This window comes from Paenibacillus sp. FSL K6-2862 (assembly GCF_038005125.1).
GTDB classification, from domain to species: domain Bacteria; phylum Bacillota; class Bacilli; order Paenibacillales; family Paenibacillaceae; genus Paenibacillus; species Paenibacillus illinoisensis_A.
On record NZ_JBBOSN010000001.1, the window covers coordinates 1631779 to 1648965 of the forward strand.

A 17187-nucleotide genomic window follows, 5' to 3' on the forward strand; every position below is an offset into this window, starting at 1 on the left:
TTGTGGCTATTTTAATCATTAATCGAAGAAATCATGCCATTACACCCTATGAAAGCTGGTTAAACTCAACAAAACAAAAATTAGTGATGTTGTCTTCCTCTGAATACCAGTCAAGCTATAATCACGTTGTAAATCACTATGAACACATGGAATGGTTCGATCAATTCTCGGCCAATGGTAATGTGGAGAAACGAGCCATTGCTCTACATAGAACATATCAGTTTACGGCCATCATTGCTATTTCTGAATCTGATCTGATTCGGGCAGCGGAATTACGTGACTATTTAGGTATTCCAGGCCAAACGATGGAGAGTGCTCTAGCATTCCGCAATAAAGTGATGATGAAAGATAAACTGAAACATACAGACATAAAACTGTCGCCTTACTGCAAGGTAACTTCAAGTTTGGACTTGTTAAAGTTTGTTGAGTCTCATTCCTATCCTATTGTAGTGAAGAAAATAGACGGAACAGGCTCCAAAGAGGTAGCGGTCATCCATTCGGAATCAGAACTGGAGCACAGATTGGAAGAAGGCTTCAAGGGAGAGTGGATCGCTGAGGAGTTTGTACCTGGACGAATTTATCATATTGATGGTCTTGCCCAAAAGGGTGAACTTTTATTTTGCTGGCCTTCTGTCTACATTAATTCTTGTCTGGCTTACATGGATGCTAAACCATCTGGAAGTTACATTCTGGAAGCTAATAATCCGCTGGTAACGCGGTTAAATGAGATGGTAAACCAGATTTTATCCCATTTACCCTGCCCGGAGGTTATGGCTTTCCACGCGGAGATATTTCACACAGAGGAAGATGAGCTAATATTGTGTGAAATTGCCAGTCGTGTGGGGGGTTCCAAGATTGGTATAACATTAAAAACGGCCTTTAACATTGATTTAATGAAAACATGGGTCCAAATGCAGTGTGGTATCCCGATATCCTGGGAATCTATTGAGAGCGAGCCGCGCACTATCAGTGGCAATGTGCTGGTTCATCCAGGAAAAGGCACTTTTTTGGGCCCCCCGGAAACGGAGTATCCGGATGAGATAATCGATTTTGAGCTTCTTGCTTCCGCTGACCAACACTTTAATTATGGTCGTAATTGTAATGATTGTCTGGCTTCCTTCGTATTGATGGCTAGTAGTGAACAGGATATCGAGGAACGATTACTAGCAGCAGTGGATTGGTTTCAAACGTCAATGAAATGGGACAATGGAGAAGTTCTTCAACATGGATAATCATTCGGTCACACTTCATTCATTACGATCCAAAGATCAGCTGCGCTTTTTTGTTAAAGATCAGATAGAAGCCGTTGGTTCAGGTAAAAGGATTGTGCCTGTTTTTGAAGAAAACCAACAAAGCATTTTTGCTTTTCTGGAAAAGGAAAATAGTGCACATCTATTGCTGGATAGCCAATATGAACCTGCCGCTTCTGAGTTCCATTGTGCAGACTCCATTGAAGAATTGATTGCACAGCATAATGCTGCGATGTCCTCCGCCTGCCGCGAAGTTTGTCTGTGGGTGGAGAGTCCAACGTGGGGGTTGGAAGAATCCCTTTTTGCGTTACTATATGCAATTTATTTTGGCAAGATCGTGGTAAGGCTGAATAGCCTGGATGAGTTTATCCAAAATAAAGGGCTAAGTGTCAGAGACGACTATGACTCTTGGTTTTTTATTATGCCGTATTCATGCTTGGATGGCGAAATTAACCTCAAGCTGGCCCATTTTTCAAAGCCCATGGGATTTCTACCATTTACCGATTACACGACTTTACGTTTGTATTTGTTGAAGCGTATCGTGCTCGAGGATAAGCTGAATAGCAGCATTCAGTTGAATTCTGTACTGGCCAATCGGATTAAACTCCGAGAGGATGAAGCCAGACAAGGCATCGCGGGTCAGATGGTAACTCATTATTTACCTCGAGATTATTGTTCCCTGGAAAGCACGTCAGACCTAATATTCCAACAAAGCAGGCTGCTTGAGTTTAGCTATATGTCACATTGTCGAGAATGTGCAATCGTCATGAATGATTATTTGTTTTGTAGTGTGCAGGCAGATGAGACCGATAAAGACAACACAACGAGAGAATGTAACCAATTTTCGCCACGTTGTCTGTCACACACAGACCAATGCTGCATTGAGAACCGTAAAAGGCTTTCCATCAACGATCTGTATGCGAAATTCCTGTTTTTGAATGGCTGTAACCTTGGTGATGGAGCTCAAAGCTTTATTCCATACCGTCATACGATACTTAGGAACCTTATTGAAGGGCATGCATTGAGTATCATAACAACACCGAGTATTAAAATTGGTGATATTACTGAGAATATTCTGGCTCATAACTTATCGAAATATGGATATTCTGAAGGGATCAAAACACAGTATATCAATGAATTCCTTAGGTATAGCGGTATTGAAAACAACTATTACTCACAAATTGGTGATCCGGACTTAATGTATGGGGGTCTTACCGTAAAGAAGACTCGTTTGTCCATGAATGATGTTTCAGAGGTCACAGCCATCCTGTCAGATCTGGCTGATGAAACTTATGCTGAGGTCGAAATTCAGGTGGAAGAGTCGAGTTTGCAGCAGTTGGATATCGCGAAAATATCCTTTTTGGACTCCGATCATAAACAAATATCCATAAATCAGAAGAAAATATACTTCGCCTTTATTAAACGTGATCCTTGCAGCGTGAAATTAATGCTGTTCTCCAACGAACCCTTTGAACATGATGAGATTCATGTGGTTCTAACCGCACGAAATCATGTAGAAGAAGCCATGAAGCGAGTAGATGTTTATCAGAATAGCCTGGACTTCTTCAGGGAATGTGTCTCCATAGGCAGCCATGTAAAAGGGAAAATAGAGGATGTCTATAACTACTGGAAGTCCATCCCTAATTTATATCGTCGATATCGTTACTGCTTCCAATCGAGGAGCAAGCTGGAAAAAACACTTCGCAAGTTGGAACAGAAATATTTGAATTTGAATCAGGAAATTTTCACTCAGATGGTTTCCTATACGAACAGCAAGAGAGATATATTTTTTGAAAAGATAAGCGAAAAACGTACGCACATTACTGCTCTTGCCTTTATTTCTACTTGTTATGACTGTGGTTATTCAAGTGCTAGATTCGAATCATCGATTCTGACAGGACCAGGGAAGTCAGTAAAACGAATAAGTTATAAATGTTTTCATTGTGGATGCATTTCTGATTTTCCAGAGGCTACTTTGTCGATCACAGGGAATCCATATCTCCGTTTTGGAAACGAAGGTTTGGACACAAAATTGTATGAGATAAACAATCAGCAAAATGAGCCTCTCCAAATAAACATTGCCGGAATTAGCATTGATAGTGAACTTATTGACGTGGAGTTTCATCAAGACAAGCTGGAAATTCAACCAGGTGAACGTTCATCCATTTTTATCAAGTTGAAGCCGAGCCCGGAGTTAAAGCAAGGTGTCTATTTGTTCTCTTTTTATATCTTGGTGAACAGCCAATTCTATTATTTATCCAAAACATTTGGATATGAGGAAAACTAATATCTGACTGCACTTATTATGGAAATGGAGTGGAGCTTGTGCGAACGGTTATATTAAATAGGTTTTCTCCGAATACAGTCAATTACGAAGAGTGGCTCAGTGGTATTGACAGTGAATTCATCATCTTTTCGAAGCATAAACATATCGAGCATTTTGGTGATTTCTTTGATGAGAAAATTGGATATGAAAATATAGATACTGACCAAAGAGTTTATTCTGCGATTGTGGAGCTCCATCAAGCTAAGAAAATTGATTGGATCATTGCTGCTCACGAATTTGATTTATTGAAAGCTGGACAGCTTAGAGAGTATCTGAATATTAAAGGGCAAACTGCGGAAAGTGCACTTGCTTTTAGGGATAAAGTGGTTATGAAAGAGAAAGTTTCCGAAGTAGCTAACGTACCTGCGTTCGTAAGAATAAATCATGTATTTGATTTGCTGGAATTCAAAAGCAAGCACGGTCTTCCTATCGTAATCAAGCCGGTAGATAGCGCCGCTTCTGTAGGTGTACAAATCGTTCGTGATGAAACGGATTTTGAGCGTCTTTTAGCTAACGGTCTCGATAAGAATCTGGAGGCGGAATGTTTCGTTGATGGAGATATGTATCATATCGATGGATTATACGAGAAAAACAACATGTTATTATACAGCCCGTCCCGTTATATCAATGGATGCTTGGCTTTTCAGGAAAATAACTATTTAGGCTCCGTAATGTTAGATACAGAAGACCTGCTGTATGAAAGACTTCAGCAAACACTGCTAACCGTGTTAAAAGCTCTTCCTGTACCCGACCATCCTATTGCATTTCATGCAGAGTTTTTTCATACGACTAATGATCAAATCCTATTATGTGAAATCGCCTGTCGTGTAGGTGGAGGGGAAATTAATGATGGTGTAAAGTTTGCAACCGGAATTGATATATTACAAGAATCTATACGATCCCAATGCGGTCAAACCATAAACATAACTCAGACATCAAACAAACTGACGGGTTGGATGCTGGTACCTCCTCAAAAGGGGAAGCTATTATCGGTTAATTCTAATTTGCCCTTTGAATGGGTACTGAAATGCACCATAAAAGAAGAAAACATCGGAAAATCATTTAACGGTGCCGAGTCAAGTGTAGATGCTATTGCTTCATTATTGATCTATGGAGATAGTCAGACAGAGATAGAAAGTCGACTGCATACATTATATTTGTGGTTTCAGGAAAATACAGTGTGGAAATACCACTCTGAACCAGTAAGCATAGGACATACTTATGAGTGATTTTTTTCAATTGCATCGAAATGTAAGGCTGAGAGTCATCATTATTTTTTTTAGTACCCTCACCTCCAACATGATTTTTCCGTTTATGTCTATCTATTTCGCCAGATATATCGGAATTAGTGCAACAAGCATCATTCTTTCCATAGCGATTTTGTGTAATATTGCTGCAGGCATGTTGGGAGGATATTTCTCGGATCGAATAGGGCGCAAAAAATTGATGATTTTATCAGAGGGTTTACGCGTAATTACCTATCTGATGCTGCTGTTATCGAACTTACCTGGCAGCACTTTTCCTTATATAACCATAGTCTTTTTTGTGATGAATAGTATATGTTCCGGTTTATACGGTCCCGCCTCCGAAGCAATGCTTCTTGATGTAACGAATTCATCTCAGAGGAAATTAATGTACAGTATATTATATTGGGCTACCAATCTGTCTATAGCCTTGGGGGGAACGCTTGGAGCGTTACTGTTTAACAACCATTTATTCATTTTATTCATGTTGCTGCTGTTATCCTCCATATGCTCGTTCATCATTACTTACAAATTTATTGTAGAAACCAACATGCCTCAAGAGGAACAAAACAAAAAGAGAAATGTATTTAAGGATCTATTTCTCAATTACAGAACTGTAATGAAAGATTCTCTGTTTATCCTTTTCATCCTGTCGAGTATGTTATTATTTTCGATTGAAAGCCACTTGGCCAATTTTATAGCGATCCGCCTAGAAAATAATATTCACAATGTTGAACTGTTGAATTGGACGTTAGATGGAATACAGGTTTACGGTTATTTGAGAACAGAGAATACGATTCTTGTCATTGCTCTTTCAATTATTTTCACGCAGTTCATTAAAAAGTGGCACGAAAAAAGAACCATGTTCATAGGATTTTCCATGTATATTTTGGGCTATGTGATTTTATCATACAGTAATCAAGTGTGGATCTTATTCGGAATCATGGTCATAGCGGTTTTAGGCGAAGTGCTTTTTGTGCCCATTTACGAATCTCTTTTAGGAGATCTTGCACCTGAAAATTTGCGGGGTTCTTATATGGCACTGAACAAAATTGCGACCAAGGGTGCTAGTTTAATTGGTGCGATAGGGGTTTACCTCGCACATGTTTTGTCGCCCATAGGTATTACCGTTTTTGTTGGTTTATCTGGCTTGATAGCGATCCTATTGTTATACATGATTATGCCGGCCATTTATGAGCGTCGCAAACAAAACAATGAATATAGCCACTAATCAGATCAGCAGCAGGACTTTCCTAGAGCATATCGAAAGTCCTGCTTGATTTTAATTTGAATAGTTATGCTCCGCTTTTCAGAGTCTAATCACATTTCAATTCGAAGGAGGTCATCCATCATGTCTATCCGGGTTCCTATTACAGGGGTACTGAATGATAAACAAGCACATGCACTCACTTTAAAATTGGCTTATAGTATGGAGGGAATATTTGGATGTACATACGACGAAATCAACAGAGAGATCTTGATTGAAAGTGAAAACGAAGCGAATACGGAATATTTGCTTGGTATTGTCCACAAAATGATCCTTGAAGAAAAAGAAATAAGAGCAATGGGATCTCGTTTGATTAGAACGCAAGATCAACAAAAGCAAACCTATCCTAAAATGGATCAATTGGAAATGGCAAACGATTTCGTTTTGAATGGAACAATGAAAAAAGAACTTGCAGCAGAGCTGTATTCCATATTTGATTTGCTTTTTCAAAGCATCAGCCAAAAGTACAATGCAAAAAACAGAAAGTATTCCTCTCTTATACCGCGTGAAGTAATGGATATTTGCAAATATGTAAATTACTTTCCTCAAAATGCATACTTTGTAGCTGAACTGCCTCATGACTATTACGCACTCAAAAAAGTTCAAAATGAACAAGATATTGAAAATCTCGTTAGGATGAATGAATTTATGCTTTCGCCTGCTGTATGTTTTCATTGTTACCAAGAGCTGAAAAATCAAGAAATCAAGGATCCAATTGTTTTCACGGCTGAAGGAAGCTGCTTTAGACACGAAGCAGCATGGAGAATTGGGCAACATCGAATGAATGAATTTTCAATGAGAGAGATCATATATTTCGGACAACCTGAATTTGTTACTCAAATACGAAATGATATTTTAGAGGAGATCTGGGATCTTTTCAATGAATTAGGTTTTTGCGGTAGAATAGAAACTGCACACGACCCGTTTTATTTTCCTCAGGATTCCTCACGAGCCCAACATCAAATGCTTGCAGATATGAAGTATGAATTAGTTGTGGAGATCCCCAATTCAGATATTTCCTTTTCCATTGCCTCATTTAATAATGTCAAAGATACACTATGCAGGGAGTTTGATATCACATCCGCAATGGATAAAAAATATCTGCATTCTGGTTGTGTAGCATTTGGTATCGATCGCTGGGTCTACGCCGTAATGTCCACTTTTGGGTTGGATATTCAAGGGTACCCCGAGAAAATCCGTGAATATTACAAGAGATCAATCATGTGAATTTACGTAGAGATCTACGTCACTAACTTTCAAGGGGGCATATGAAGACCATTATTTATATGGTTAGGCATGCAGAGTCACCGTATACGGAAGGAACGGAAAGAACGAGAGGACTTACCTTGAAGGGCCAAGGGAATGCAGCACAAATAACAGAAATATTAAAGGAAGAAGGAATACATACCATCTTTTCAAGTCCGTATGCCCGAGCTGTCTTAACCTTGGAGGGGCTGGCGACAGCGCTGGGAATAGACATTCATATTATGGAGGATCTTCGGGAAAGGCATTTTTCAGATAATATTATAGCGGATGAAGAATTTATGCCTGCTTCGAAGCGAATGTTTGAAGACCCTGATTATGCATTACCAGGAGGGGAGTCTAATACGGTTTGCCAGAACAGAGCTGTGGAAGTGTTGAAACCCATTCTAGAAGAATATAAAGGAAAAAAAGTAGCTATTAGCACGCACGGACATGTCATGACGTTGATAATGAATTACTTTGATGCAAGCTACGGCTTTGATTTTTCAAATCACACCAGCAAACCCGATATCTATAAGCTTCAATTTGAAGGGATGGAATTAGAGCAAGTGACAAGGTTATGGGAAGAATAGGGTAAAAATAATTGGTAGGGAGAGAGAGTAGTAATTGAGTTGATCCAAGAGAGGGATGGTATGGATGGAACAACAGGAATACGGCCGCTATTTACTAGCGATGGGCGGAGACGAATTTGAGCCAGAAGATGATGAGGAGGTTGAAGCAGACCATTTCTATGGATTATTTCAGTGGTTTATGCCAACGGGAGCAGGGGTTGAACGAGTATTTGAGCCGATTCCAGACGGTCAGCGTTTTCTGGACAGAATACGTCCGATCTATGAGATGTTGAATCCAGAGGATTTCGCCGGCGAATATGTGCCAGGTTATTTCAATGGTGGGAATGAGGATGCCTCCGAGGACTCATTGCGTAGTCTGGGGGAGGAGTTAATCCAAAGATTGAAGCTCCTGTTCTCCAAGGTACCGGAGGATGACGAAGCGGCGGACGCAGCTAAGGAAGCATTCAGAGCTTTGTCATGTATGAAGGAAGTTGTTGTATTACAGCCAGGCGAAATTGGCAGGTTAGAGCAAAGATTGATTCAAGGTGCGGATGAAGAGGATAGTGAGATCGTTTACGAAGCGCTTGGAGACCTTCTTCGCTCACGTAGCGATTACAACGAAAATATCGAGCTGTTAAGTGAAGCATACTATTCCATCGCATGCGACTATTGGGTAGCCTATTACTTGCAGTGGCCCCGCTATCAAGGTTTGAAGGAGGCAGAAGACTGCCTGTATCCATACTTTGAACTATATCGCTATGGCTATAATCTACATTGGACTCAGAGTAAGTTATTTATCGGTAGACGCTCATGAATACAGAAAAATATATCCAACACATGTTACAGGCGATCATTGAAAAAATACAAATCATAGTTAACGATCGAAGTAAGCAATCCTTCGGCTCTTTGGAGTATCTGCTGAACCATATGATAGATTATCGGAATCGTAAACAATATTTGCAAACGAGTGGCATATTAACACACCCCGTTGGCTAGGGGAATATGGAAATACACCTGAGGAAGAAGAGGTTTGTTCAGACATCCACAGATTGCAGTTATACATTGCTGAGAAGTTAAAGGGTGGATGGGGAAAATAATAGTTAGGAACTACACATTATTTTTACGCACTTCAATTAGATGTGCATGAACCCTTTGAGTGCGAAACGTTAACTAAAGGAGAATCATTCATGTTCTATGTTAATGCCAGAGCTTTTATTGAACGCCAAGATAGGGATAGAACAGAAATCATAATTCAGACTCGAAATAAAAAGAATGAGGTTTCATTGGAATTGCCGGGAGGCAGATTGGAACTTTATGAATCCATCATAGATGCATTGAGAAGAGAAGTATATGAAGAGACAGGCTTGACCGTTGTAGCTGTAGAAGGTAGTCACAAGCGAATAGATACATGTGGGATCAACCCAAATTTTGAAGTTGAATGTTTGGAGCCGTATTGTGTATATCAAACCATTAAAGGGCCTGTGGATTCAATCGGTATGTATTTTATATGTCAGGTGGAGGGGGAGCTCTTGCAAGAGGGTGACGAAACGACAAATATCGGATGGAGAACAATTGATGAGGTCTATGATCGCATGATCGATGATCCAAGACAGTTCTCAGATGTGGATCGCGCAGGGATAACATATTATTTGAAGCACAGGTTTGGAAAAGAACTCGAAGGAGCAGGGACCACGAAAAAACAGTATTAGATAGAGGTTTTCTTACCATTGAGCAAGAATATGTAAATCTGCTTGATAAGAGTAGATAACTACACATAACATCATATTCAAGCTGCAGGCATAGGGCCTTGATTCGACAGGTGTTGGCTACCCCAGCACAAGGATACGGGAATATGTTTCTGAAAGAGAGATACGCCAATCTTAACGTGAGGGTGATTTATGTGGAACGAGGACTCATTATATTTTTGAACGGAACGTCAAGTTCGGGGAAGACAAGTATCTCGATGGAAATGAAAAAGCAGGGAGACATTCCGTTACATCATTTGTCTGTAGATCAATTTTTCCAGAATTATGACCAGTTTATCGACAGTACATACCCAGATATGAAACCTACAAGAGAATTGGAACCTCATATGATGACAGGTATCCTTTTTGACCCAATTGTCTCATTGTTCTATTCAACCATTAAACTGTTTTCGGAGATGGGTTTGAATGTCATTGTGGATACGGTCATTACCAATGACGAGTGGTTTAACGGTTTTTATGATTTGCTTTCAGACTATCCGATATTGTTTGTGGGCGTGCACTGCTCCAAGGAAGAACTCACCAGAAGAGAGCAAAGCAGGGGAGATCGCGCAATCGGACTTGCCCATTCCCAGTTTGACTACATATATGCCTATGATGAATATGATCTTGAAGTGAATACGGAAGAACTCAGTTCAGCGGACTGTGCTGCAAAGATATTAGATTATATCAATTCCGAGCAGAAATACTCGGTATTTAAGAAGTTGAGTAGAAGAGAGGTTACATTATCGTAAAAGAACAGAATTCAAGACCAAGGTTGGTAAAGTGGCATTTTGATGATGAAGTGAGATCGGATCATCCAGAAGAATGGAATTGGATAGAGATTACAATGTATTTCACGGACGGCTCCAGAAGGTGGAGCATCTTATATACACCAGAACGTTTACTAAATAACTTGTCACGACCGAACATAGACCCACCAGGTCTTCATATGCAACAGCTTATTGTTGTTAGAAGCTATGAAGTGAATGACATTGAGAGAGTTTTGAACGTTTCTGATGAAGAAGATGAATTGATCGAGGCCTCAAGGGAGTATCCGGAGTAGCTTAGAAATGATGAGTTCTATATCAAACGTGTTAGGTACGGGCTTGTTGATGTCGCATTAGTCCGGCTGAAATGTCGCAAAAGTACATGGTAACGCCATGCGGAGATCGTTTATACTCTCCTTATGTTTCGATAATGAAAATCATTATCAGTATTATACATAAGGGGGATTCATCATGAAACAAGGAACGAAGGGGCAATCGGCTGGAAGCAATGCCTACAATGCCTGCCAATCACGATTGTTAATGGGCCTGATGCTGGCCCTGATTCTTGTCCTGACGGCTTGCGGGGCGGCAACAGGTACAGATAGTGGTAAGCCGTCAGCTGCAGCACCAGCGGAGACACCTGCGAATGAAGAAGTTCAGACTGCAGGAGCATTCCCTGTAACGATCACACACATGAAGGGTGAGCTGACACTCAACGAAAAACCAAATAAAATTGCTGTACTTGATGTTAAGTTTCTGGATCAAATGTTGGCCGTTGGCGAGAAGCCGGCAGGCAGTGTTATTGCTGGAGGCAACACCGATTTTCCAGAATACCTAGGTGATCAGCCAAGTGACGTACAGGTTCTGGGTACACGGGACGAGCCCAATCTGGAAGCAATTGTAGCCTTGGACCCCGATCTGATTATCATGACGGACTTTCAGGAGAAACAGTATGAGAATGTAAGCAAAATTGCACCCACCCTCGTACTCGACTTCTACGAAGATTGGCGCGATACATTAGCCACGGTCGCTAAGATTACAGACAACCAGGACGAGGCAGAGACGGTACGTCAGGCGTATGAGGACAAAGTCGCTGGTCTGAAGGCGAAGCTGTCAGAGAAAATGGGGGATGAAACGGTAGCCCTGATCCGTCCGAGAAAAGAAGGTATTCGTGTTCATGGTATTGAGCATCGTACAGGCGGCATTCTATATCAGGATCTGGGCTTGAACATGCCTGCACTCGTTGAGGGAATCAAGGATGATACCTCTGTCGAAATCTCAATGGAGAAGGTTCCTGAGATTGGCGCGGATCGTTATTTCGTACTGTCGGATGAGCTGTTTGCCGCAGAAGCAGAGGCTATGATTAGCAATCCAGTGTGGAAGTCCCTTGATGCTGTGAAAAATAACCGTGCGTATGATGTGAATTCGACCCTTTGGATCGCATACTATGGACCTCTTGCCATTAATCTGATTGTAGATCAGGCTTCGGAAGCCCTGCTCGAATCGAATTAACATGAACCAATATCTCTCGACAGACTTATGGCAACAAACGGTGGAGGATCATTCGATATGGCTTGGTGAGCCGCCTGAACATAGTGTCCGTACCATTGCTTTGAGCGAGCTGCATGAAGAAGCTGCATGCCGAGAGTATATCAGCTGGTTTCAGGAGTATATCGATGCGCCTGACATGAAGGTTGCCGTTTCAATGCTAGCCAAGCGAATTGGCTATCTGTGGACTGCTCCGCTGGTGACGGCGATGACTTTTCATCATCAGCATGTTTCCTTTGAGCTGGAGAACAGCTTCCTCTATCATCCGACGCTCTCCGCTCATGAGGGTGGTACACGTTTTCCTTTTCTGGCGGTGAATCGGCTTCAGGCAGATGCAGTGACAGGAGACAGGGAAGTGTGGCGGGAAAAGGTGGTAGAAGAGATGTTTGCAGTACAGCTTACACCGCTGTTAAAGTCCCTTGCTGCGATTGCACCTCTATCCATGAGTATTCTCTGGGAGAATATCATGGTACGTATTGGCCGGTTGTATACACCTGATGCAGATGATGGGCTGGAAAGCCAGCACGTTCAGAATGATTTTACTTATCTGACACAAGGCGCGCCAGGGCAGGTGTTCGGTGTAAAACGTAATCCGTTTACCCGATTTACCGAAATCCAAAACAACGTTCCTGTTGTGAAGAGCAAGCGCATCACCTGCTGCTTGTACTATCAGATGTCAGAGGAGTATTGCAACAAATGTCCGAAAATTGACAATGAGAATGAATCTCAATTAAAATGACAGCAGCAACAACTTTACCTTTGCTATTGTCAGGAGATGAGAGAAATGCCGCTGCAAGAACAGACAAGTCTATGGAGTGATACAACGATCAAGATGCTTGACGTGCATAGCGGTACGTTGCAGCCAGGCAGTAGTCTTAGCGAAGCCGAATTAACGTCAAATCTGTTGCTGCTGGCAGGCGGCGGAGAAGGGGAGCTTGCAATGGATGGTGAAGTTTGCCACATTGGGGCTTCTTTTGCTGCTCATGTGATTGAGGGATCCTCCTTTACACTGATTGCCACCTCAGACAACATGGATTATATCTTGATCATGTATAAGGCAGTCTCCATGGAAGGAGTCTCCCTTGTTTTGCCCTCGCACCGCAATCACCCGCTGCGTACTTCATTTGTTGAGCACCCGGGAACTCAGGCGGAATGGGTTCAGATGGCGGAAAAAATTGCAGCGAAATGGAGTAGGGGCGAAGGGCTGGAACGTTTTCACGCCAATGCACTGCTGCAGGGGATGCTCTACGAACTCATTATGGAGTATGAACGTGGTCAGGGAGGGACAGCGTCAGACATGGTGGATGTTGTCGCTGCGTATATAGCGGGGCATTATCGCCAGAATCTGGAGCTGAAACAGCTGGCCGCACTTGCGGGATGCAGCGTAAGACAGCTGCAACGAAGGTTCAAACAGGAGAAGCAAATTGGACCGATGGAGTACGTCATCCAGCTGCGGATGGAGAGTGCATCACGGATGCTCCGCCATACCGATGCTCCCATTGGGGAAATTGCAGAGAGAATGGGCTACCGCGATATGTATTATTTCAGCAGGGCGTTTAAGAAATATCATGGAGTTCCTCCGCAGTTCTATAGGCAAACGGCTGCTTCGAGAGCAAATGAGCTCTCTATGTATCCCTTGCCGCAGAACCGCATGGCTTCCTGGTATGAGTCTTCAAAAGGCACCGTGATTTGCCATCTGCGAGGTCAATATGATGTCACCATATCTCCACAGCGTATTGCTGTACTCGATGTACAATATGCGGATCATCTGCTTGCACTTGGCGTGTCCCCGGCAGGCAGTGTAGGATCGGGAAGTGCGGCATTCCATTTCCCTCAATATATCAGGGCAAGGCTTCAGGGTACCGAATTACTTGGAACGTATGAGTATCCCGATCTTCCAGGGGTGGAACGACTGTGTCCGGATCTGATTATATGTACGGAGGTGCATGAAGCGCACTATGAACGGTTAAGCCGGATCGCTCCGGTTCTCATGTTTAAACGTAATGAGAGCTGGCAGACCATTCTGAGTCTGTTCGGTGAACTGACAGGCAAGCGTGCAGAGGCCAAGCGAATCATTGCAGATTATCATCGACGAACTGCATTGCTGTCAGAAGAACTTGCTCCTGTACTGGCAGGTAAGAGCGTGGCATTAATTCGTCCGTTTGACTCTATGGTTCGGGTACATACAGCTTCTCATCGTACAGGTGCTGTGCTCTATCGAGACCTGGGTCTGCCTGCCCCGTTATTTGTAGCCGATCCCTCCGACACGGCTTATCATATTTCGGTTGACAGACTGCCGGCCGTACATGCCAGCCACTACTTTTTGCTTAGCAGCGAAACCATGCAGGAGGGGATGTCTGCGACAGAGCAAAGTGTCTGGGGGATGCTGGATACCGATGAGCGACAGCATATATATTCCGTAGATGCCGCGACTTGGATCGGCTGTTATGGACCAACCGGCATCAATGGCATCATCGATGAGATTGCTCAGGCTTTATTGGCTTGAGAGCGCCATCCTGAAAATGATAAACCCTAAAGAAACCGTTCCTTGTAAAGTGGATGTGTTCGCAATCACATACCAAAGGGACGGTTTCTTTTTACATTTAACATATCTAGGCGAGTCATTTTAGGGATATATCGCTCTTTGCGGAATGACAAGAACAACGGAATATAGGGTCAGTCCTGATCGGCTCTTCATTCGGAAATGGTTCCAATTAGGATGTCTTCGGCCCCTTTCCCTGAGTTAACCGTTGGTCTGCCGTGTGTTGGTGCCGGAATTGCCCCGGGGTAAGTCCTGTTCTGGCCTTGAATATTTTGTTGAAATAGCTGACGTTTGCGTACCCTATCTCCCGACAAACCTCCTCAACGGAGGCATCTGTCTGCTTCAACAGCTCCATGGCACGTTTGATGCGCAGCTGGATGAGATAGTCATTAACCGTCATGCCCGTTGACTCTTTGAAGATGCGACCCAAGTAGGACGAGCTGCGTTTTACGTGTTCCGCCACGTTATCCACTGATATATTCTTATTGTAATGGTTGTCCATGAATTCGGTTGCCAGCTGAAGGGTCACATCCGTCATTTTGGAGCGCTTCTCCCGGTGGTAGTCAATGATATTGCTGCATATCGTTAACACACATTTCTCCATATCCTGAACGGTTTCGGCACGCGCCAGAGCATCGGTATAGGACGATCCTTCACCGATAACAGCGGTCACCTCGCCGCCAGTCTGAACGAGTGTTTTAACCAGCTCCCCGCTTAATTGAACGTACAGCTGATGAATATTTGCCTTACCCAGCCTTTGCTTTAGCACCTCCCGGGTGATGGCCCGGATTACGGCAGTACATTCCTCTTTATCCGTCTTCAGCAGGGACTGCTGCAGCTTCGTTTCGAGTTCATACGGATAATAGTAGGTACCTTCTTCCGATTTCCATTCATCAAGGATCGAATAGGGCAGAATTTCGCCCTTCCCAATGTAGATTTTCATATTTAGTGCCTCCTGAGTCTCGTTGTAAGCTGCACGCACGGCTTGTTCTCCGGAGTGAATGCTGCTGACAGCGATGGTTACAGAGATCCTATAACGACTGAGAAAATATGATTTAAGGCCTCTGGCTTGTTCCACAGGAAAGGTATCATCGGCATCCGGATGTAAGGAGAGAAGGATGACCGTGTGCCTGCTGTCTTTGACAAAAATTTCTCCGTTGATATCCTTTCCCAGCTCTTCCATCAGACCGTACTGGAGCAGATGGGAATGGAATATATCCTCCGATCCCCTCAACGGCTGATGCTCCTCGAGTTCAAGGGTCAGGATGGCAAAACGATTGAAATCAAGCTGTAATCCCAGCAGCTCTGCCGCATGGTCCGGTCTGTCTGCTGCTTCTTCCTGTACGTTGCCCTGGATTAGATCGTTCAAATACTTTTCCTTAATGGCCGTTCGATTTCCGGTGAGGAGTTCATCTACTTTCAGCTTTTCTTTGATTAAAATATCGCGATTACGTGTCATCTGCTCAAAGGAATGACGGATAAAGCCGACTTCATCCGTGCTGCTGGGAGCACCGGATCTGTCGCGCCGTTCGGATTCTTCAGAGCTCACAATATAGGAAATCACACTTTGCAGCGGGCGATATAATCTTCTCGATAAAAAATAGGAAATAGCAACAGCAGCCGTTATATATAGGATGGCGACTGTCCAAATGAGGACTTTAATTCGGTTCATGCCTTGCAGAAGGACGGATCGTTCGGTGATATCGACGAATCGCCAGCCTGTCATATTTGATGCACTGTAGGATACGATCTGATCGGAATCACCAATATAGTAGCCGCTCTCCGATGTTACCTGTTCGGCATCCCACTGCTGAAGAAGGGCTTCTCTGTCATGAGCATCGGAATAGAGGAGTTCACCCTGTGGACCAATGACCATGATGGTGCCTTTCTTGCTATTGTAATGACTTAAGTAGTCAGCGAAGAGTCGATCCAGATTCAAATTAATGACGATCGCGCCATCCACTTGGCCAATCAGTGGCATTTTCTGAATCAGGGAGGTCGCAGGATGATCCGGAGAAAATCCATTCGATCTTCCCGTTAACCAGACGGTACGAGATGATGAGTCTTGATTTAAGGTATCCAGCCAGGACTGGTCAGCAAAGTCGGATATAGGAGATGTCTTTATCTCCGGACGTGATGTCAGGACAAGTTCAAGCGGGGCGTAGTATAGATAGATGGAATCGATGTAGGGACTGAGCTTTTTTTGCTCTTCTACAAGAGTGGATAGATCAATTAATGAACCTACAGAGAGCTTGCCTCCGATGGTATGGTACACATAGGATTGAGCCATCAGCAGACTATTGGCCGCATTTCCGATGGTTGTCAGCTCCTTATGAATCAGCTCCTTCTGCTGAGTCAAGACAGATTCATTATAACTGATGGCATTACGGACACTGTTATCAGCCGAAATCATGTAAGTGACCGAAGAAATGAGAACAACAGTGATCAAAGCTATGGCAGTCATCGATAGGAGCAGTTTCACGAACATGGAGTTATTTTTCATGGCTAAAAGTCCCCTCATGGCAATCCCCTCCTTACCTACAATATGTTAGCGCTTACAACAAAATTTGATGATCTCAACAGTTGTGCAGTCCATTATATATCACACCAGCGGAATTAGAACAGATCGAAATTGAAAAACATACAAAAAACGGAATAACGTCAGTGGCTCTATACGGCTTCGG

At 43.0% G+C, this 17187-nt stretch carries 13 protein-coding genes; 12 read left to right on the forward strand and 1 reads right to left on the reverse strand.

The features are described from left to right. Positions 1 to 2 precede the first annotated feature (2 nt). From MHB82_RS07490 to MHB82_RS07545, 12 genes are all read left to right on the forward strand, one after another. A complete protein-coding gene (locus MHB82_RS07490) occupies positions 3 to 1232 on the forward strand; it encodes an ATP-grasp domain-containing protein (RefSeq protein WP_341174296.1) in 1230 nt (409 codons plus the stop codon). Next, positions 1225 to 3537, forward strand: a complete 2313-nt coding sequence (locus MHB82_RS07495; protein ID WP_341174297.1) for a hypothetical protein — start codon at positions 1225 to 1227, stop codon at positions 3535 to 3537. Before MHB82_RS07490 ends, MHB82_RS07495 begins: the two co-directional genes overlap by 8 nt. Positions 3538 to 3566: 29 nt before the next feature. Next, positions 3567 to 4805, forward strand: coding sequence for an ATP-grasp domain-containing protein (locus MHB82_RS07500; protein WP_341174298.1), 1239 nt, complete (start codon positions 3567 to 3569; stop codon positions 4803 to 4805). Further along, positions 4798 to 6051, forward strand: a complete 1254-nt coding sequence (locus MHB82_RS07505; RefSeq protein ID WP_341174299.1) for an MDR family MFS transporter — start codon at positions 4798 to 4800, stop codon at positions 6049 to 6051. The genes MHB82_RS07500 and MHB82_RS07505 overlap by 8 nt, the downstream gene beginning before the upstream one ends. A gap of 120 nt (positions 6052 to 6171) precedes the next feature. Further along, positions 6172 to 7314 carry an aminoacyl--tRNA ligase-related protein gene (locus tag MHB82_RS07510; RefSeq protein ID WP_341174300.1) on the forward strand — a complete coding sequence of 381 codons (1143 nt, stop codon included), beginning with the start codon at positions 6172 to 6174 and terminating at the stop codon, positions 7312 to 7314. Positions 7315 to 7355: 41 nt separating this feature from the next. Then, entirely contained in the window at positions 7356 to 7922 is a 567-nt protein-coding gene (locus MHB82_RS07515) for a histidine phosphatase family protein (RefSeq protein WP_341174301.1), read from the forward strand. A gap of 64 nt (positions 7923 to 7986) precedes the next feature. Beyond that, entirely contained in the window at positions 7987 to 8715 is a 729-nt protein-coding gene (locus tag MHB82_RS07520; protein ID WP_341174302.1) for a hypothetical protein, read from the forward strand. Between the two features lie 373 nt (positions 8716 to 9088). Further along, positions 9089 to 9610 carry an NUDIX hydrolase gene (locus MHB82_RS07525; RefSeq protein ID WP_095360480.1) on the forward strand — a complete coding sequence of 174 codons (522 nt, stop codon included), beginning with the start codon at positions 9089 to 9091 and terminating at the stop codon, positions 9608 to 9610. Between the two features lie 191 nt (positions 9611 to 9801). After that, positions 9802 to 10398 (forward strand): chloramphenicol phosphotransferase CPT family protein, encoded by a 597-nt coding sequence (locus tag MHB82_RS07530; protein ID WP_341176606.1) that lies wholly within the window; start codon positions 9802 to 9804, stop codon positions 10396 to 10398. Between the two features lie 486 nt (positions 10399 to 10884). Next, positions 10885 to 11925 (forward strand): ABC transporter substrate-binding protein, encoded by a 1041-nt coding sequence (locus MHB82_RS07535; RefSeq protein ID WP_341174303.1) that lies wholly within the window; start codon positions 10885 to 10887, stop codon positions 11923 to 11925. Position 11926: 1 nt separating this feature from the next. Then, entirely contained in the window at positions 11927 to 12700 is a 774-nt protein-coding gene (locus tag MHB82_RS07540; RefSeq protein ID WP_341174304.1) for a (2Fe-2S)-binding protein, read from the forward strand. Between the two features lie 45 nt (positions 12701 to 12745). Further along, complete coding sequence (locus MHB82_RS07545) at positions 12746 to 14467, forward strand: helix-turn-helix domain-containing protein (RefSeq protein WP_337033942.1); 1722 nt, start codon at positions 12746 to 12748, stop codon at positions 14465 to 14467. Between the two features lie 208 nt (positions 14468 to 14675). On the opposite strand, the gene MHB82_RS07550 is transcribed toward MHB82_RS07545, so the two are convergent. Then, on the reverse strand, positions 14676 to 17024 hold the full coding sequence (locus tag MHB82_RS07550; RefSeq protein WP_341174305.1) for a helix-turn-helix domain-containing protein: 2349 nt from the start codon (positions 17022 to 17024) through the stop codon (positions 14676 to 14678). Positions 17025 to 17187: the final 163 nt, after the last annotated feature.